The following is a 19,264-nucleotide window of genomic DNA, read 5'->3' on the forward strand; positions in this document are numbered from 1 at the left end:
TTATCTTATATTAATGCAAATAACGATTAAATTTCATGCCTAAAGCTATATTCTTTACCTGCTCCCAAAGGCTCAACGGATACTTCAACACTACCGAAATCTGCAGGAAATGGCTCATTTTCCTCCCCGCTTATTAATACTTCAATTATAAAATAATTTTCAGTCTCATCTAAGTAAATACGGCCCAATGTTTTATATTTTTTTTGAATTTTAAAGTAACTGTCGATAATTTCTAAAGTCTTAGATAAATCATTAATCGCATTCATTTCCCATTTATCTAGACTTGATAAAATGATGTAGTTTATTTGGAGATTATTAACTGTATTTAAAAATTTTGAATACTTTATATCAGTCTTATATAAACAGAAATAAGGTATAAGTATAACTATTTCGTAGTAAACTATATCTGAGCATAATTCAATAAAACTAAATCCATAATTATATTGATCTTTAATGATTAATAATACAGCAATAAGTCGATAAATAATAAAAACGTATCTTGTACGTGAAAAATTTTTATTTCTTGAAAAATAATAGAAAAAATATAATGAAAAAATGTAAATAGTGGTTTCTAAAAGCATTAAAAACAATTCCATAAAGGACCTCTTTTCTTAAAGATGCTGAAGTGATAATGGAATGTCAACCTTGTTGTTGACACTCATCTATATAACATTTTCTAAACGATACTGTACAGGCGTTAAGTAATTTAACGTTTGATGGTATCGTTTATTATTAAACCACCACACATACACTGACAACTCTTGTTTCAATTGCTGTGGTGTTTCGAACCTATTTGGATAAATAAACTCTGTTTTTATTGACTTAAAGGTCGCTTCAGCGACCGCATTATCATATGGTACTCCAGTTTCACTCAGTGATCTGGATATCCCAAATATATTAATGAGGTCTTCTATAAGAGAACTCTTAAACTTCATGCCTCTATCACTATTGAAGTATTGCACATTGTTTAAACTTCCATTAACTGTTGCGAATGCTTCTTTTACGAGCTGGGCCGTTTTTCTTGGACCTGCACTGTAGCCTATTATTTCCTACCCCAACGTAGGTGAGCTCACTTACGATGACTTCTTTTTGCTTTCTACCATTGAACTCTTGATTAACGATGTTCATGATTGCTCTCGGTTAACATTTTGCCTTTCTGGCTTGAACTGAACTACTGTATAACGTGATACAAGGCCTTCTTCTGCCATGATATGACCAATTCTACGTCGTGATAAATTAATCCCTTGTTCCTGACAAGCACGCTTAATTTTGCGGGTACCATAGATTTGATTACTTTCATGAAATATCTTTATGACTAAGTCTGTATGAATATCTTTTTTCTTGGAGAAGTCTTTATCTCTATATTTATAATATCCGGATCTACTAATCTCTAAAATTCTACACATCTCGCTGACTGGATACTTGTGTTCATTTTATTTCATTACTTTGATTTTCGTCCCATAATCAGCGTCGCTTGCTTTAAAATATCGACCTCCATTCTAAGTTTTTGATTTTCTTCACGGAGTTTTCTTGACTCATCTATAGATTCTTTATTATCTACAGTAACATCATCATTTGAATTAGATCCATACTTTTTTTCTCCACTGATATATCGATGCGGGGACCAATCATACTCATCAATTAGTTCAGCAGGAGATTTTCCTGACTCATACAAAGAAACCATTTGTTTCTTAAAATCTTCACTGTAAGTTCTTCGTTTCTTTGAACTCATAGTATCATTCCTCACTTACTCTCATTATAACATTTCGTTATATAGAGAAGTGTCTACCTGAGTGTAACCTTTCCACAGTTCAAATAATTATATTGCGATAATCAAACATTATTAATTATTACGATATAATTATTTGTTTTGTTGATCAAAGTGTGGCCCATTCTTATCAGAATTATTATCATTTTTGATTAGTCATCGATTTATTTCTATAAGAATACAGTAATTTCAATTCCGTTTTTATATTGATCTATTTGTATTCTTAAATTTTCTTTATTAAAATCTAAATGGATTCGTTTTGCTTTTTCACCAATAATCCAAATTGTAATTTTTTCTTTACCTATATATCCTATATTAAGAAGTATTGGTGAAGTTATAATTTCATTTTCAACTACTTTAAGAGCTTCAATTACATCATAACAATCAACTTCTTCTAACTTGCTATATGATGTACTTAAAAAATAATTAATTACACTTGAGTTAATTTGATAGTATAATCTCTTTTTTTTCTTATCTTGATAATAGGTTCTACATAAAAAATATATATACGATAATTGTAGGTATGTAAAATACAGCACAAATTCGTAAGATATTTCATTTTTAAAAATTGACGTGAATAGCAATAGTAATAACAACAATTGTAGCACACGTGCATATAGCTTTGTAATATTGAAATTTATATTTCTTAAAATAAAATATATTAAAGTTAGTAACTTTTCAATCACAAATAATTTAATAAAAACAACTAAATAATATTGCATAATAGTCTCCTAGAAATCATTTAGGAATTTAATCCCTAAATGATTGATTTTACAATTTAATGTTGTACCCCGCTTTATTTCCTAGCCAAACAGCTCCTGCATATAGTGCAGTAACCACAAGTATACCTGCTAATGCAGAAGTTAGAGCTACAGTAACAAATGAACCAAATGTTCCTTTTAGTATTATTGCTTTTGCTATGGGTATAGCTTTTGAAGCAATTACACTTGCAACTTTAGCCAAAGATGCACCCGCTAATTCGCTGATAATTTTTCCACCAACAAACATTAGAGCTCCATGTAAAACGGCTTTATTTATTCTGAAACTTCTACCGCCATCCAAATACATCATTTCTTCCTGATCTAACACTTCATAATTCATTGGCATTACTAATTCCATAATATTAATCCTCCTTTTTTTATATACTTAATATTATGTGTCATAAGATAAACGAAATCTATATATACATCTTGCTCTATTTCCAAGCATCACCTCCTTTAAGTTTTCAATTTTTCAAGTTAAGCATATTAAGCATCCAGTCTAAATATGTTTCTTTTTCGTAGACTATTCTTGCTTCAACCGGCATCGATGAAATAATTTCGATTGTCTCATCTTTGCTTTTTAAAATATAAGAATCCGAGTTTATTTTAACCCTATATAGAAGCATATTGCCTTCTTGAGACTCCTGGGAAATTGTTCCTGAATCTATAAATACAAGTTTCCCTTTTAACGTGCCAAACTTTGTCGAATTAACTCCATTAACCGCTATATTTACATCATCATTTAAAGATATCTTCGAAATATCCGAAGCTAAAATATAGGCTTCAATAATGAACTTATCGATGTCTTGAGTAGAAACATCCGCAATAACTTGATTTTGCTGGAGTGAACTTCCAACCCTCATGGGATTTACATAATGTATAACTCCATCATGTGTAGCTTTAATTTGATATGTTTCTTTTTGTTCTAAAGAAAGTTTCAAGTTTGATTCTAGTTCAGTAATTTTTGTCTCAACTTGACTTCGATTTTTACCGAGTTCCATCATTAACTGAGATTTCATTTGGGATGTTTGATTCATTGGGTTTTCAAACTGGTCTTTTAAAGAATCAAGTTCTTCTTTCATACCTTTAATTTCGTTAATTTTATTTTCGAGTTCTATCTCTAAATCACTCATTTCAATAATTTGGGTTTCAATTTGTTCCAAGTCATTTTGATGTTTGTTATCTAAATCTTTATATTTCTGTAAACTCTTTTCAATTTCTGTTTTCTTATCTTCGTCTTGTTCTTGAGTAAATTCTTCGCCTAATTCATTAATCTTCTTCTGAGTGTTTTTTATATTCTTCTTTATTTCATTTTTTTTTATTCTATATCCTGAAGACTTAAATCTATGAATGTCATTTTCCAAATCTTTAACTTCTTGAGATACTTTACTAAGATGTTTCTCTTTATTTTTGATTTTCTTCGACTCAATATTATCAGAAAAATTATCAGATTCTTTTTGTTGTAAGTAATATTCCATATAACCAAAATATTCTTGTTCTAATCCTGAATTTTTCATGTAATTAACAGAATTAGTTAAAGACTCTTGATACTTATCCATTGCGTTGACCTTTTCATATGCCTGTTCCAATTGCTCAATGATTACTTTCTCTTGTAATGATTCTTTTCCATCAGATACTACAAGCAGAACATCATTTTCTTTTACTGTAGATCCTTCGCTTTTCATTACTTTCGTAACCATTCCATTGACATTTGAAGAAATATACTGAGCATCACTCCCTCTAACAACACCCTGTGCCTTTACTATATAGGTTTTTTTAATAATGCTTGAAGCAACAAGTGAAGCTATCAATAGAAATCCAATAAAAATAGAGAAATATGTTCCAAATTTTGGTGGTTCCTTATCAAAGAATATTCGACTATCTCTAAGTTCGTTTTTTGAATACAACTTCATAGTGTTTTTACCGGAACAAATAAGTCCATTATTAAGAGTTCTTCTTTTTCTTCAACGATTATGGAGTAAGTAACATCACTTGAAATGAGTTCTTTTTCATAGAAATGAAGATTTATCTTGTCATGAGCGAAATTTGAATATTGTGGGTGGTCAGAAAATCTAACGTATACACAATGTTCAGCAGTTAGTTTATCATAGGTTTTGTATATATTTTTATACTGAGTATAATCATGTGCTTGGATCATAAGATCATAATTTGTTGTTAAATAACCTTCATCGCTTATATTTGTTCCAAAGTTTTTTGTGATTAAGGGACCAAATCCTTGTACTTTCAATACGTCAAGTTTGTTGATGAATCTATTTATTTCATCTTCTAAAGAATCCAAGGAAATATCCCTCAATTCATGAACTAAAACATTTTTTAACACTAATTTTTTATTTTCTAATACTTCTAATTTAGCCATAAGTGATTTCTTCTCCTTCATAATTGTGTTCATCATATTTATTTTTAACTTCTTCTATATCCATATGTGACATTTGCATATTGATCATCGATGCATATTTACCATTTAAAGCCATAAGTTCATGATGATTGCCACTCTCAATAACTTTTCCTTTATCAAGTAAGTATATATAATCACTATTCATTATTGTCGAAAGTCTATGAGCGATAATAATTGTTGTTTTCGATGTAATTTTATTGAATATCAAATCATGTATTTTTCTTTCGCTAAAAGAATCTAGATTAGAGGTTGCTTCATCAAAAAGGAAAATCTCTGGTTCTTTTAAAAGTGCTCTTGCAATAGCTAATCGCTGTTTTTCACCACCAGATAGATTACTTCCACCTTCTTCAATGTATGATCCGTAGCGATTCGGCATGCTTTCGATAAAATCAGACGCGCCAGATAATTTGCATGCAGTTACAATTTCTTCATAGGTAGCAAGATTATTACCTACTTTTAAGTTGTCAATGATTGTTCCAGAAAACAATTCAATATTTTGAGGAATATAAGCAATCTTATTTCTTAAGAATTGATGTCCAATGTCTTTAATGTTGTATCCCGTTAGTGTTATTTTCCCAGATTCATTTTCAATGAACTTCATAATAAGTCTGGCTATCGTACTTTTACCTGCACCACTTTCCCCTACAAAAGCAACTTTTTTTCCACTTGGAATTGTTAAATTTAAATCGTTTATTACAGGTGGTCGTGATCCATAAGAAAAACTAACATTTCCAAAAACAATATCTCCATTAAGTGGAATATTAGTCAATAGATTTTTTGACTCGTCCTCTTCAACATCCAAGCTCATCAACTCACCTAAGCGTTTCATTGAAATTTGCGCTTCTTGAAATGTTATTTGTAATGAAACTAAATTTTGAATTGGTTCTGTAAAATATTGACTTAATGTTTGAAATACTAAAAGATCACCAATACTCATTTTTCCATCTATAATAAATAGTGCTCCTACCCCCATAAACAACACATTTCCTAACGCACCAACAAAATTTGCAAGAAACCCTTGAAAATTTTGTAGAATACCTACTTTGTATTCAAGTTTCAATGCATTTACATATCTTGATTCTAGTTTACTTATTTGAGAAGATTCATCTGACATTGATTTAATCGTCTCGATATTTTCTACTGATTCAATTAGTTGGGCATTCAACATTGCACTTGATTCCATTTGTTCATAATTATATTTTTTATAAGGTTTCTTAAAGACATAAATTAAAATTATATTAATAATTACTATCAAGAGTAAAATGCCGAATAATTTCGAATTCAAATTCCAAAGTACAATTGCAGATATTACCGAAAGGAGTACATCCATAACTAACGAGATTGATAAAGAGGTGAATATTTCTTTAATTGTCATAGCATCTTGAAAACGCGTTAAGATATCTCCAACTTTTCTTGTAATAAAGAAAAAGTAAGGTAATCTTATAATATGATTGTAATACCCAAGTAATAAAGGTATATCAATTTTTCTTGACAAATATAAAAGCACATGTTGACGAAATGCCGAAAGTAAATTTTGAACTAGCGAAACAAGAATAAAAAACAATAAAAATACATACAGACTCTTCTTTAACTGAAATGGAATAATTTCATCCATTAATACTTTAGAAAACAAACTAGATAAAATCCCTAATAGACTTAATAATAACGAAATCAATATTGTTGTAAATAGAAGTCTCTTTTGTGGAAGTATCAAAACTTTAAATACTTCAAACATTGATTTGTCTTTTAAAGTTGACTCCTCAAATTCGCTCGTTGGAATGAGTACAATAAAAACGCCAGTAAACCACGAATCAAAATCTTCGTACGTTTGCTTACTGACTTCATTTGCTGGATCCGATATTATAAACTCATTCTTCTTAGTGATTTTGTTAAGCACAACAAAATGGTTAAGACCCGATTCTGTCTTAACTTGAGCAATTGCTGGTAATGTGATCTCTCTGGTTAAATCTTTTGTTGAAGTTCTAACCGCCTTAACATTGAACTTAAGCTTTTCAAAACCCTCAACGATACCTTTTACACTGGTACCATAAGCATCAGTTCCAATTATTTCCCTAACCTTCATGAGTGATATTTCTTTTTTGTATTTTAAAAGTATCGTAGAAATTACTGCTGCAGCACAATCAGACGAATCGTGCTGTTTAACATTTGGATACTTTTTTAGTCTTATTTTTGATAACATAAAAATCGCATTTAACCTCCCCCCGGAATTAAACTACAATTACATATTCACATTTATTTTAAACTATTTTAAATTTAGCATACATTACTTAGACTGTCAAATGTTTTCTATTTTTGATTGTGTAAAATGAATGGGGGAATACAAAAATAGCGATTCCGTAGATTTCGCAAGTTGCTGGTAGTTTTTTCTCATCACATGGAGAGGGTTTACCGAATCAATAATAACACTCATACCTAAATTCAGGTTCTCCTTATGCCAGGTTCATTATGGCTTCGTATCGTTCTCCTCTTAATCCTGTATCCACGTTAAGTTTATTAAAAGGTACCACTATACAATCTAACCGGAGGTAAACAAGTGATAATTCTTTTGCTAAGCCTTCGCTACCGTTGTTTTTCTTCTGCCCGGAAGCTCGGCCTTTATTATAAGTAAAGGACTTTTATTTCCAAGTTTAACGTTTGGTTGCATTCGTATCATAGCTCTTCTTTCATAACATTTTACTAAACATACTACGTAGCATTATTTTTTGATTTAATTGATTTCATTTTCTAATCCTTTGGATTAATATTACTTTTGTACCTTTTTTATGCTTACTATATTCATTCAATTTGTAGACTTGTGTTATAAACATATCATAATTTATAACCCCTTTTAAATTACTTACCTATAAAAAAAACAAGATGAATTGATTCATCTTGTCGTTATTTATACATTGGCTGGGCCACCTGGGATCGAACCAGGGAATGTCACAGTCAAAGTGTGATGCCTTACCGCTTGGCTATGGCCCAATGTCTTTTCCTCTTGCTGCGAATTTAATTATAACACAAGGAAAAATGAATGCAAGGCTTTTTTAAAACTTTTTTAAAAGAATAGGCCTCAAGTTGATTTGAGGCCTATAGAATGCTATTTAATAACGTTTTCTGTTTCTTTATCAAAGAAGTGTCCCTTGCTAATATTGAATGCTAACTCAACTTTTTGACCTGGTGAGTATGATTCATTGACACCCACCTTTGCAATAAATTCATGGTCGCCAATTGTAACATACAACATTGTTTCAGCTCCTAATAATTCCGCAACTGTAACTTCAGCATTGACAAGTGATTCAGTCATAGAATCTAACACTAATTGCTCATTGTGAATATCTTCTGGTCTAATTCCAAAGATGACATCTTTACCAACGTATCCTTGTTCCTCCAAGACTGAATATTTTCCTTCTGGAATTCTTAATTTAACACCATCTGTCGTAATCAGATGATGATCTTCGATCTTGCAATCAAAGAAATTCATTGCTGGTGCACCAATGAATCCTCCAACAAAAACGTTGTTTGGATTATTATAGACTTCTTTTGGTGAACCAATTTGTTGGACAAATCCACCTTTCATAATAACAATTCTGTCAGCCATTGTCATCGCTTCAGTTTGGTCATGGGTAACATAAATTGTTGTTGTTTCTAAACGATGGTGTAGTTTTGTGATTTCTGCACGCATAGCAACACGCAATTTAGCGTCTAAGTTACTCAATGGCTCATCCATCAAGAAGACTTCTGCATCACGAACAATCGCACGACCTAAGGCTACACGTTGACGTTCTCCACCAGATAACGCGGATGGCTTACGATCAAGATATGTTGCTAATCCTAAAATATCTGCTGCATTTTTAACAGCCTTATCAATCTCATCTTTAGGAACTTTACGGATTTTTAATCCAAAAGCCATATTATCATAGACTGTCATATGTGGATAAAGTGCATAGTTTTGGAAAACCATGGCAATATCACGATCTTTAGGTTCTACATCATTAACAATACGATCGTTAATATAGATTTCACCTTCTGTAATATCTTCTAATCCAGCAATCATACGAAGAGTTGTTGATTTACCACAACCAGATGGACCAACAAACACGATAAATTCTTTATCTTCAATCTCTAAATTAAAATCTGTTACTGAATAATTTGGGTTTTTATCATAACGCTTATAAATATTTTTTAATACAATTTTCTTTGTCATAAAATATCCTCCCTATGTAATTCCATTATAATAAAGCGCTACCATATATGATATAGTTAAAGTGACCAAAGTTATTGTGCAAGGAGTAATAAATATGAAAATTAAAGATTTAAAAAAAGTTTACCCAACGGCCATTGAATCAACAATGAGTAGTCCTAACCCTGCTCTTTTTAACTATTATGACGGATTTAAATATTTGCATATATATAAGGATACAATGAATGAGAGCGAACAAAAAATTCTTACACTCTTAATGCAACCTGAAGAATCTCGATCGGTATGGTATCAATATTTGATTCAAGACTCCAATATTCTTCCAGAAATAGATGGTGATTTTATGACCATTCATTTTCATGTAAAAAACTTAAATGAACAACAGGATGCTTGGTTAACATCATTTGAATCTTTCTTCCCTGGTGCTCGTGATACTTTTTTTGTGGATCGTGAGTATGGTGTTCTTATTGCTGATCAATATAATCAAAACATGGATCAGCTTTATGGTTTTATCTCGATGTTAGACGATGACTTCTCAACAACAACAACCTTATTTATTGGTATGATGTGTTCAGTTCATGTGCTTCGTGATGTTTTCAATGAAGAACGAATTCTATTTTCAAAAAATATTAAAAGCGAAAGAGTCATTCAATACATTGATGCTTATGTTCCTTATTATATAGCCCCTAGTTTAAGTGAGAGCATCATCGCCCAAGAAATTAAACAGAAACTTGGACATGATGATGAATTGATTGCTCTTATTTCATCGTTATGGAAACATCAAGGGAACATTAGTGCAACGGCCGATGAGCTTTTCACCCACCGTAATACTATTAATTATCGTATTGATAAAGTAAGTAAAGATACAGGTCTTAACTTGAGAAACATGCAACAATTATTACTTTGTTATTTGTTAACACTTTAACTTGTGCAAACTAACACAAATTTCCTCAATTCATGTATAATAAGGAATGTATAGGAGGAAATTATGGATTTATTTGAAGGTTTAAAACAAAAGATCGTTGGGAAAAAGATCAAAGTTGTTTTCCCCGAAGGAAATGATGAGAGAATTATCGGTGCGGCAGTTCGTTTAGCAGCAGATGACTTAGTGCATCCTATTGTACTTGGTGATGAAAAAGAAATTAATGAAATTGCTGCGAATATTGGGTTCATGACAGATCGTCTTGAAATTATTAACCCTGAAACATATGACAATGACAAAAAAGAAGCAATGGTTAATGCTTTAGTTGAACGTCGTAATGGTAAACTAGATGCTGCAGGTGCTGCAGAATGGATTAAAAATGTTAACTATTTCGGTACAATGTTAACTTATATGGGTGAAGCTGATGCCATGGTATCAGGAGCAATTCATTCAACAGGTGATACAGTACGCCCTGCATTACAAATTATTAAAACAAAACCTGGTATTAGTCGAACAAGTGGTGCGTTTATTATTTTTAAACGTACTGAAACTTATTTATTTGCCGACTGTGCAATTAACATTGATCCAAATGCTCAAGAATTGGCTGAAATTGCAGTTGAGAGTGCAAAGACAGCTGAATTATTTGATATTGAACCAATTGTTTCATTAATGAGTTTCTCAACAAAAGGATCCGCAGCTGGTCCTCAAGTTGATAAAGTTGTGGAAGCAACAAAAATTGCTCAAGAGTTAGCTCCTGAGTATAAAATTGATGGTGAATTACAATTTGATGCCTCATTTGTTCCTGCTGTTGCTGGTTTAAAAGCTCCAGGTTCAGATGTTGCTGGAAAAGCACGTGTCTTTATCTTCCCTGAAATTCAATCAGGTAACATCGGATATAAGATTGCTCAACGTCTTGGTGGTTATGAAGCAATTGGACCAATCTTACAAGGTTTAAACAAACCAGTGTCTGACTTATCACGTGGATGTGTTGAGGAAGATGTTTACAAACTTGCGATCATTACCGCAGCTCAAACATTGATCTAAAAGCCTAGAAATAGGCTTTTTTATTAGGTTTTAAGAGCTTTTTAAAAAGTTTTTGAAATAATTGCATTTTAGTGTTGACACTTCATTGATACTCATGGTATATTATTAAGGCGTTAAGGAAACGCATCAAGCAAATGGAGATTTAGCTCAGTTGGGAGAGCATCTGCCTTACAAGCAGAGGGTCAGCGGTTCGAGCCCGTTAATCTCCACCATTTGCCGACTTAGCTCAACTGGTAGAGCAACTGATTTGTAATCAGTAGGTTGGGGGTTCAAGTCCTCTAGTCGGCACCATTTAAAATATATGACATTTATCGGGGAGATAGCGAAGTGGCTAAACGCGGGTGACTGTAAATCATCTCCTTAGGGTTCGGCGGTTCGAATCCGTCTCTCCCCACCATGGGACCCGTTAGCTCAGTCGGTAGAGCAACTGACTTTTAATCAGTGGGTCGTAGGTTCAATTCCTACACGGGTCACCATTCTGTCATATGCGGGTGTAGTTTAATGGCAAAACTTCAGCCTTCCAAGCTGACTATGGGAGTTCGATTCTCCTCACCCGCTCCATTAAACATTGAACACAACCAATTTGGTTGTTTTTTTATTATATTTTAAAGGAGTTACTATGAAAATACTTGAACAATTACTTATAATATTTATATTCTCAATTATTGGAGATTTGATAAGTTCCGTTTTACCTTTTCCAATACCTGGAAGCATCATTGGACTTATTTTACTTTTTGTCTCTTTAAATCTAAAGTTGTTGAAACTCGAAGATATTAGCGGAAGTGGTGAGTGGCTTAAAAATAACATGGCAATTTTGTTTGTGCCTTTGTCCGTTGGCATCATGAACTATTTCGATTTATTGATCGATAACGCTATAGCTTTAACACTGATCACAGTTCTTTCAACACTTGTAACTTATTTTGTGAGTGCAAAGGTCAGTGAATATATCTTAAAGAAAGAGGTCCAGTAATGATAGAACATCCTTTATTCGGTATTTCGTTAACCATTCTAGTCTTTAGCCTATTTAGGAAACTGCAGGTTAAAACTAAAATCAGTCTATTAAATCCACTGCTATTCTCATCCATCTTAATCATTCTAATACTCATTGTCTTTAATATTTCATATGATGATTATAATGGTGGTGCCAAGATTTTTACATCGCTTATTGGTCCCGCTACCGTTGCATTAGCAATCCCTTTGTATAAACATCAAGATTTATTCTATAAGAATATTAAACTAATCTTAATAAGCGTTTTAAGCAGTGCTATTGCACATGGTTTGGTCATTACATTATTAGTTTACCTCTTCAAATTAGACCTTAAATTAGGGGCTAGTTTGATCCCTAAATCAGTCACAACAGCTATTGCGGGTGATGTTAGCACTGCATTAGGAGGCTACACAAACGTTACCGTCGCAATTGTCATTATTACAGGAATTATAGGTGCAAGCTTAGCACCTTTGCTTAACAAAGTCTTTAATATCAACTCTCCTATTGCTCAAGGACTAGCCTTAGGATCCAGCGCCCATGCCGTAGGCACATCAAAAGCAATTGAACTGGGTGAGACACAGGAAACAATGGCCACCTTGGCTTTGATTTTAACGGGTATTCTAACCGTATTCCTTTCACCATTTATCTACTCTGCTCTCATGTATATCATTTAAAACACCAACATTTGATGGGTTAATATCTAACTTTAGATATAGCCTTTCAACGTGTTGGTGTTTTTTTAATATTCAATATTCTTTAATGCTAAGAAAGCCATCTGCTCATAATCATATTTTTTTATAATTGACATCGCAATTCCAGATGATATATGATCAAACGCTTCTTTTTCTTTAATATGGGATTTAAACTCAAACATTTCTTTATAATCATGACTCATAATAAATAAACGATTGGAGTCATTAACACAAACCAGTACAGTTTTCGTGTTTAATAATTTTTTCATCTCTTTAAAAACACTCGACTCGTGTGTATCAACTAAACTAACCTTCTTTAATACCTCGATTGAACAATGAACAACATTTGCCTTTTCCATTAATAAAATCATTTTTTCATTATCAAAACCTTCGTAAAAACTCAACATTATTTTCTTGTCAGAATATCTCTCCAAAGCATATTCCGTTGCCTTAATATTAAAGTAGGAACCGATTAGGATCAAACTCGAATCTCTTAACAATCTATCCTGATTTAACAAATGATTAATAGGTAACGCATCCATCGCCTTATTATCATGAATCACTTGATGATAATCCCCTTCTCGGTCTAAACTCATACATAAATTATTGTAATCTTCTTTGGAAAAATATGAATACTTTAGATCAATCCCAATGCTGCTGCACCAGTTTTGAACTAATGTCCCAAAAAAACTATTTGGAACCGTAGTGATTAAATGACTTGTTATATTCTCTTGATGAAAATTTTGAGAAATTGTCATTCCACTTCCTTTAACACTAATATCGATTGTTTCTTTATTGCTTTCAACACTTAACATCCCATTTATTTCAACAATACTCTCTCCTAAAATGACAATATAACCTGTATCCTGGACAACATAACTTCTCCCTACAATTATCCCTTTACTCATTAAATTTGATATATGAACAGACACGGATGATCGAGACATGTTAGCCCTGTAAGCAATTTCTTCTTGAGATAACATTGGATTTTCTAATAAAATATGATAAATTAACTTTTCTTTATTTGTCATATTATTTGAGTCATTTATTTTCATAATGGGTCACGATTACTTTCTATACTCTTTTAGTTGCATGTTGATATCTTTAGTGTTTGAATAGATTTGCTTATATATTTTATATAGCTCATTATATTTTTTATGATTGGAAGGTGATGGAACATAGGACTCTCCATAAGATATGAAGCTTTTACCACATTCTTTTGCACTCTCAAACCATCTCAAACCCAACGCTGCAATCATAGCTGCTCCCATTGTCGGCCCTTCTGCACTTTGCAAAGTTTTAATTTCTACACCTAAAATGTCAGCTTGAATTTGCAACCATTCAACACTTCTCGCTCCCCCTCCAGTCGATACAATTCTTTCTAACTCTATTCCATTCTCAAACATAATATCATAAGATTCTTTTAAAGAAAACGTAATTCCTTCAACAACAGCACGGGTGAAAGTTTTTAAATTATGTTCGGCACTCACACCAATAAATGAACCTCTAATCGTCGCATCTGTATGCGGTGTTCTTTCTCCATTCAAATACGGTGTAAACAATAAACCCGAAGAACCAATCGGAACTTCCGATATTTCATTCATCAAATCTGTGAACGAAATACTTTTAGCAAAGTTGTTTTTAAACCAAGAAAGACTATGGCCTGCCGAAAGAGTCACTCCCATCGAATAATAACTTCGTTCTATACTGTGGTGGAAATAGTGCAATTCTCCTTTATAATCAACATCAATATCATCTTCAAAGGCTAAAATAACACCTGAAGTCCCGATACTTAACAATGCATCGCCTTTCTTAAATATCCCTGCCCCTAAAGCTGCAGCCGAGTTATCACCCGCTCCTGCAAACACTTTAGGAATGGTGAGTAAGCCTAGTTTTCTACATAATAATGCATCCATATGCCCAACAAAATCTGTCGAATTAACAATTTTTGGCATAATCCCTAAGTCTAAATCAAAATGATTTAAAATTTCCTCACTCCAACATTCATGCTTGAAATCATAGATTAGTGTTCCACTTGCATCTGATTTATCCATTACTTTATTTCCTGTTAGCCGGTAAACCATATAATCTTTTGGTAATAAGATTGTTTTCGTTTTCTTCCAGGATTCGAAATCATGTTCTTGTAACCATAAAATCTTGGGCAAAGTAAAACCTTCTACAGCTTTATTCTTTGTAATCTTTATAACATCTATTTCTTTTGTTATTCGTTCACATTCTTGTTTTGTACGTGTATCATTCCAAAGGATTGCATTACCAATCGCATTACCTTCATCATCCAATCTTACTAAACTATGCATCTGTCCTGCAAATGATATACCTTCAATATTTCTGGATATATCAGGGGCATAGGATATCAATTCTTTGGCCACTTTACAAAATGCGTTATACCAGTCCACCGGATCTTGCTCATTATAACCACTTTTAATCGTAATTATACGATAGCTTTCACTTGCAGATGTTAGAACTTCACCTCGTTCATTAACTAAAATACCACTGAGTGAACTCGTGCCTACATCAATTCCAATTACATATTTCATTTTCGTTCCACATCCTTTTATACGTCAATATATTTACTCTAGGTTTCTATGCTGTGCTTCTAATTCACTTGGGGTTAAATCAAGTGCTTCTTGAAGATCAATAATAATTATGTCAAATAATATTAACAATGTTTGTTCAAACAAGTTACCCATTGGTTGATAGGAATCAACAACCTTCGCATCACCAAGGTAGACTGCCGCTGGATTAAAAAGAATAAAATCAACAATCTTTGCTGTTTTCTTATACGGATCCCCTGTTACTAATGCTACTTTTGCTTCACTTTCTTTTGCTTTTTCCACTACATAATGAATGTGACCAATCTCTCCACAACCACTTGTCGCAATGAGTAAATCGCCTTTTCTTATAGAAGGTGTTGTTTCGTCCCAAATCCAATGGACATCTAATCCCAAATGCATCAAACGCATTGTAAATGCTTTCGTCATCAATCCCTCACGACCTACACCAATTAAAATAATACGATTTGCATCTAAAATCAATTGTTTAAAAAGTTCGACATCTTCCCAATTAATCTCTTCAACAACTTGTTTATATTCTTCAATGTTTTTCAAGTAATTATTTTTCATATTATTCCCCTCTTAGATAAGCCAGTGATTTTTTTACACCTTCATATACAACTTCATCAGTTTCTTCAAATGCGTAGACAAATTCAAGGAACTGTACTAAATCACTTGTGTTTGAATTGTTTGCAACTTCCTCAACAAGCTCTCGTGTAATGATACCCTCTTTTGTAAAATCCCAATGACGATCATAAATCCCATCGGTCTGTTGTAAGTGAACACCACCAACATTTCCTTTACAATCAATGAGCCACTTTTCCATATCTGCTTCTTCTTTTAAAATTGGCTCCATAATAGCGTGACCCCAATCTACAATTAGTTCAAATGGAATGGGTGATGTTTCATTTAAATCATCAACCAATTTATTTGATACTTTTGGACTGTGTGGAAATTCAGTCAGTAAAGGTGTCGGTTCAATTAGAAATTTTTTAATCCCTTTGGCATGGGCATATTCTGCTAAATCTAAAAGTAATTTTAAAGCTTCGTCGTATCTTAGTTGTCGTAATTTTGGATCATTGGACTCAAAATTTGACATGCCACCAATCGGACTACCAATTACATCAACTCCCATCAACCGTGTCATATCTACAGCACGTTTAAAAAATTCTAGTGCGGCGAGACGTTGATTTTCATCAGGAGCTAAAAAGTGTGCGAATGAGTATGATGCTAATCCACCAAAACTACTTTCAATTTTGACATTATTTTTCTCAAATGCTTCTTTATATTTCAAGACCATTGGATCTCTATACTTTTCTGGCCACCAAGGGTCAATTAAATCCCAGGTAAATTGTACAACATCCACATTAAAATCGTCTTTGCACATGGCGGCTAATATTTCTGGTTCTAACCATCGTTTAACGGCAAATGATAAATTTAATCCATACTTCATTTTTCTTTTCCTCCTGTAATTTTATTTTTTCTCATTAATGCAATAGAGCTGAATGATATTGCTGCAACAACCACAATCCCACTTACAGCCGTTTGCCAATAAATATTTACACCGAATAATACAATCATATTCTGTATAACAGAAATAATGGTTGCCCCTAATAACGCACCAGCTGGATTACCAATTCCACCGGTTAATGCTACACCACCAATAACAGACGATGCAATTGAATTCATAGGCCAATTCTCACCAATCGCAGTTTGAGCAGATCCAAGTCTTGCAACATAAAGTATTCCTGCCAACGCAGATATCGTTCCAACAATCATATAAATTTGTACTCGTATTTTATCAACATTAACACCCAATAAATCGGCAGCCTCTTTGTTATTACCGATAGCATAAATGTAGCGACCCGTCTTAGTTTTAAATACAATAAAAAGGATAATCCCTAAAACGATGAGTGTGAATATAAATGGAATCGGAATACCGAGAATATTTCCTTTTCCCAAGAAATGAATTTGTTGAGGAATATTTGAAATTGCCTTCCCTTTGGTTATTACAAGGTTAATTCCACCATAAACTCCTGTCATTCCAATCGTTGCTACCATCGCATTTAGCTTTAATTTCGTTATGATGGTCCCATTCACAAATCCTAAGAATGTTCCTAGCAATATTGCAATTAAAATTGATAAATATGGATTTAAACCCATTGATGTCATAAGGATTGCGCCAACAACTCCAGATAATGATGCAATCTTTCCTACTGATAAATCTAATTCACCAACTAATAGTGTCAATGATTGAGCGACACCAATCATTCCTATAAACGCTAAATCACGGATTAACGCTTGTAAATTATAAGGCGTTAAAAAATATGGCGATATGATTGAAGTCGCAATAACTAAAATAACTAAAACAATTGATATTGTAAATAAACTGCTGTGTCTGATTTTATTTATTAATGTTTTCATTTTCTTCCCTTCCCAAAATAGATGAAATTATTTTTTCTTTACTTACGCCATGATTGAAACTACTGATTGTCTTGCCATCATAGAACGTAACGATTCTATTTGAACATTTTATTAACTCATCCAGTTCAGAAGAAATCAAAATGATTCCAACGCCTGATTCTGCTAATTCTTTCATCATCTGATATATTTCATTTTTTGTACCAATGTCGATACCTTTTGTCGGTTCATCTAAAACTAAAATTTTTGGTTTCGTATTCATTGCTCGTCCAATAATAACTTTTTGCTGATTACCACCACTTAAAAACTTTATTTTTTGATCATAACTAGGAGTTTTTACATTATATTCAGCAATGATTTTATTTATTTCTACAACTTCTTTTTTTGAATTAACTTGACGTTTATCAATAATATCATCAAGATAAGCTAAACTTGCATTTTCACGAACGGATAAATTTTCAAAAATAGCTTGCTGTTTGCGTTCTTCTGGAATATATACAAAACCGTTCTTAATATTCTCCTTGACACTTGAACTCATAGGTTTTTCTTCAATTTCAGCATGTCCTTGGACTATAGGTTTTGAGCCTAATAAAGCTTGCATCGTCTCACTTCTCCCAGATCCAACTAATCCATACAACCCAAGTATTTCTCCTTTAAATAATTCAAGGTTAACATTGGAAAATCCTACTCCCGCAAGATTAGTACACTTAAAAAGAAGGTCTTCACTTGTCTTTCGAGAAATATATACCTGTTCATTATCAATGCTTCTTCCTGTCATACTTGTAATAATCCAATCATGGTTAACTTTTTCTACAGCATCATAATTGGAAACTTTTCCATCTCTTAAAACAAGAATGTCATCACTAATTTGCATAATTTCATCTAACTTATGAGAAATAAAAACAACCGATTTCCCATTTTTAGCAAGTTCTTTAATTATTTCAAAGAGATGTTCAGTATCTTTACTCGTTAAACTAGTCGTCGGTTCATCGAGTAATATAATTTCGTAGTCTTTCTGAATCATTGCGCGTGCAATTTGTAGTAATTGTTTTTGAGAAATTGATAACGATGAAACTAATTGTTCTGGCTTAACATCGATCTTATACTTCTCTAAAATTGGTCTTGCTGTTCGTTTTAGTTCCTGGTTATTAATTAAGCCTGAGAACCCACTTCTCTCGAATGGCATAAATAAATTTTCCATAACCGTCATTTCTTCAAATAAATCTAGTTCTTGAGGTACGTAGGCAATTTTATTAAATAACTGTGGATTTGTTGAAACATCTTTCCCATCAATCGTTATCGTTCCGTCATTGGGTTGATAAACATTAGTTAAACATTTAATTAGAGTACTCTTACCTGCACCATTTTCACCAATTATTGCGTGAATACTTCCTTTTTTAAACGTACATTCTACATTATCTAAGGCCATAACGCCTGGAAATTCTTTTGTTATATTTTTTGCTTCTAAAATCATAATA

17 protein-coding genes, 6 tRNA genes and 1 pseudogene are annotated in these 19,264 nt (G+C 32.6%); 9 read left to right on the forward strand and 15 right to left on the reverse strand.

The genetic code is table 11. The annotated features are described in order from the left end of the window. Window positions 1–26 precede the first annotated feature (26 nt). The 9 genes and pseudogenes from GVV10_RS05605 to GVV10_RS05645 form a co-directional block, all read right to left on the reverse strand. The gene (locus GVV10_RS05605; RefSeq protein WP_159520480.1) at window positions 27–596 is read right to left on the reverse strand and encodes a hypothetical protein; all 570 of its coding nucleotides are present in this window, start codon (window positions 594–596) and stop codon (window positions 27–29) included. 66 nt (window positions 597–662) lie between these two features. Then, a pseudogene (locus tag GVV10_RS05610) lies at window positions 663–1,732 on the reverse strand (IS3 family transposase). 206 nt (window positions 1,733–1,938) lie between these two features. Continuing rightward, complete coding sequence (locus GVV10_RS05615) at window positions 1,939–2,490, reverse strand: hypothetical protein (protein WP_159520482.1); 552 nt, start codon at window positions 2,488–2,490, stop codon at window positions 1,939–1,941. A gap of 49 nt (window positions 2,491–2,539) precedes the next feature. Next, window positions 2,540–2,887 (reverse strand): hypothetical protein, encoded by a 348-nt coding sequence (locus tag GVV10_RS05620; RefSeq protein ID WP_159520484.1) that lies wholly within the window; start codon window positions 2,885–2,887, stop codon window positions 2,540–2,542. Window positions 2,888–2,993: 106 nt separating this feature from the next. Then, window positions 2,994–4,442 (reverse strand): HlyD family efflux transporter periplasmic adaptor subunit, encoded by a 1,449-nt coding sequence (locus GVV10_RS05625; protein WP_159520486.1) that lies wholly within the window; start codon window positions 4,440–4,442, stop codon window positions 2,994–2,996. Then, window positions 4,439–4,906: an AraC family transcriptional regulator gene (locus GVV10_RS05630; RefSeq protein ID WP_159520488.1), complete on the reverse strand. Its 468-nt coding sequence runs from the start codon at window positions 4,904–4,906 to the stop codon at window positions 4,439–4,441. The genes GVV10_RS05625 and GVV10_RS05630 overlap by 4 nt, the downstream gene beginning before the upstream one ends. Continuing rightward, window positions 4,899–7,145: a peptidase domain-containing ABC transporter gene (locus tag GVV10_RS05635; RefSeq protein WP_159520490.1), complete on the reverse strand. Its 2,247-nt coding sequence runs from the start codon at window positions 7,143–7,145 to the stop codon at window positions 4,899–4,901. The genes GVV10_RS05630 and GVV10_RS05635 overlap by 8 nt, the downstream gene beginning before the upstream one ends. A gap of 710 nt (window positions 7,146–7,855) precedes the next feature. After that, a tRNA-Gln gene (locus GVV10_RS05640) sits at window positions 7,856–7,930 on the reverse strand. Between the two features lie 115 nt (window positions 7,931–8,045). After that, window positions 8,046–9,152: an ABC transporter ATP-binding protein gene (locus tag GVV10_RS05645; RefSeq protein WP_159520492.1), complete on the reverse strand. Its 1,107-nt coding sequence runs from the start codon at window positions 9,150–9,152 to the stop codon at window positions 8,046–8,048. Between the two features lie 94 nt (window positions 9,153–9,246). On the opposite strand from GVV10_RS05645, the gene GVV10_RS05650 reads away from it, so the two are divergent. The 9 genes from GVV10_RS05650 (at window position 9,247) to GVV10_RS05690 (ending at window position 12,774) form a co-directional block, all read left to right on the forward strand. Then, the gene (locus GVV10_RS05650) at window positions 9,247–10,071 is read left to right on the forward strand and encodes a helix-turn-helix domain-containing protein (RefSeq protein WP_159520494.1); all 825 of its coding nucleotides are present in this window, start codon (window positions 9,247–9,249) and stop codon (window positions 10,069–10,071) included. 63 nt (window positions 10,072–10,134) lie between these two features. Beyond that, window positions 10,135–11,112 (forward strand): phosphate acetyltransferase, encoded by a 978-nt coding sequence (pta, locus tag GVV10_RS05655; protein WP_159520496.1) that lies wholly within the window; start codon window positions 10,135–10,137, stop codon window positions 11,110–11,112. Window positions 11,113–11,248: 136 nt separating this feature from the next. Further along, a tRNA-Val gene (locus GVV10_RS05660) sits at window positions 11,249–11,324 on the forward strand. Between the two features lie 3 nt (window positions 11,325–11,327). After that, window positions 11,328–11,403: transfer RNA gene (locus tag GVV10_RS05665), tRNA-Thr, on the forward strand. Between the two features lie 22 nt (window positions 11,404–11,425). Further along, window positions 11,426–11,509: transfer RNA gene (locus GVV10_RS05670), tRNA-Tyr, on the forward strand. A gap of 3 nt (window positions 11,510–11,512) precedes the next feature. Further along, window positions 11,513–11,588: transfer RNA gene (locus GVV10_RS05675), tRNA-Lys, on the forward strand. 11 nt (window positions 11,589–11,599) lie between these two features. Beyond that, window positions 11,600–11,673, forward strand: a tRNA-Gly gene (locus tag GVV10_RS05680). 58 nt (window positions 11,674–11,731) lie between these two features. After that, window positions 11,732–12,082, forward strand: coding sequence for a CidA/LrgA family protein (locus GVV10_RS05685; RefSeq protein WP_159520498.1), 351 nt, complete (start codon window positions 11,732–11,734; stop codon window positions 12,080–12,082). Beyond that, window positions 12,082–12,774 (forward strand): LrgB family protein, encoded by a 693-nt coding sequence (locus GVV10_RS05690; RefSeq protein WP_159520500.1) that lies wholly within the window; start codon window positions 12,082–12,084, stop codon window positions 12,772–12,774. Before GVV10_RS05685 ends, GVV10_RS05690 begins: the two co-directional genes overlap by 1 nt. Before the next feature lie 65 nt (window positions 12,775–12,839). On the opposite strand, the gene GVV10_RS05695 is transcribed toward GVV10_RS05690, so the two are convergent. Genes GVV10_RS05695 through GVV10_RS05720 form a run of 6 tightly spaced genes read right to left on the reverse strand, consistent with a single transcriptional unit; the run spans window position 12,840 to window position 19,260 of the window. Next, window positions 12,840–13,823: a winged helix-turn-helix transcriptional regulator gene (locus GVV10_RS05695; RefSeq protein ID WP_159520502.1), complete on the reverse strand. Its 984-nt coding sequence runs from the start codon at window positions 13,821–13,823 to the stop codon at window positions 12,840–12,842. A 36-nt stretch (window positions 13,824–13,859) separates the two neighbouring features. Continuing rightward, window positions 13,860–15,350, reverse strand: coding sequence for a xylulokinase (gene xylB / locus GVV10_RS05700; protein ID WP_159520504.1), 1,491 nt, complete (start codon window positions 15,348–15,350; stop codon window positions 13,860–13,862). 33 nt (window positions 15,351–15,383) lie between these two features. Beyond that, the gene (gene hxlB, locus GVV10_RS05705; protein ID WP_159520506.1) at window positions 15,384–15,935 is read right to left on the reverse strand and encodes a 6-phospho-3-hexuloisomerase; all 552 of its coding nucleotides are present in this window, start codon (window positions 15,933–15,935) and stop codon (window positions 15,384–15,386) included. A 1-nt stretch (window position 15,936) separates the two neighbouring features. After that, a complete protein-coding gene (locus tag GVV10_RS05710; protein ID WP_159520508.1) occupies window positions 15,937–16,818 on the reverse strand; it encodes a sugar phosphate isomerase/epimerase family protein in 882 nt (293 codons plus the stop codon). Beyond that, window positions 16,815–17,789, reverse strand: a complete 975-nt coding sequence (locus tag GVV10_RS05715; RefSeq protein WP_159520510.1) for an ABC transporter permease — start codon at window positions 17,787–17,789, stop codon at window positions 16,815–16,817. The genes GVV10_RS05710 and GVV10_RS05715 overlap by 4 nt, the downstream gene beginning before the upstream one ends. Next, complete coding sequence (locus GVV10_RS05720; RefSeq protein WP_201290003.1) at window positions 17,770–19,260, reverse strand: sugar ABC transporter ATP-binding protein; 1,491 nt, start codon at window positions 19,258–19,260, stop codon at window positions 17,770–17,772. The genes GVV10_RS05715 and GVV10_RS05720 overlap by 20 nt, the downstream gene beginning before the upstream one ends. Window positions 19,261–19,264 lie beyond the last annotated feature (4 nt).

Source organism: Erysipelothrix urinaevulpis (genome assembly GCF_009828835.1).
GTDB classification, from domain to species: domain Bacteria; phylum Bacillota_I; class Bacilli_A; order Erysipelotrichales; family Erysipelotrichaceae; genus Erysipelothrix; species Erysipelothrix urinaevulpis.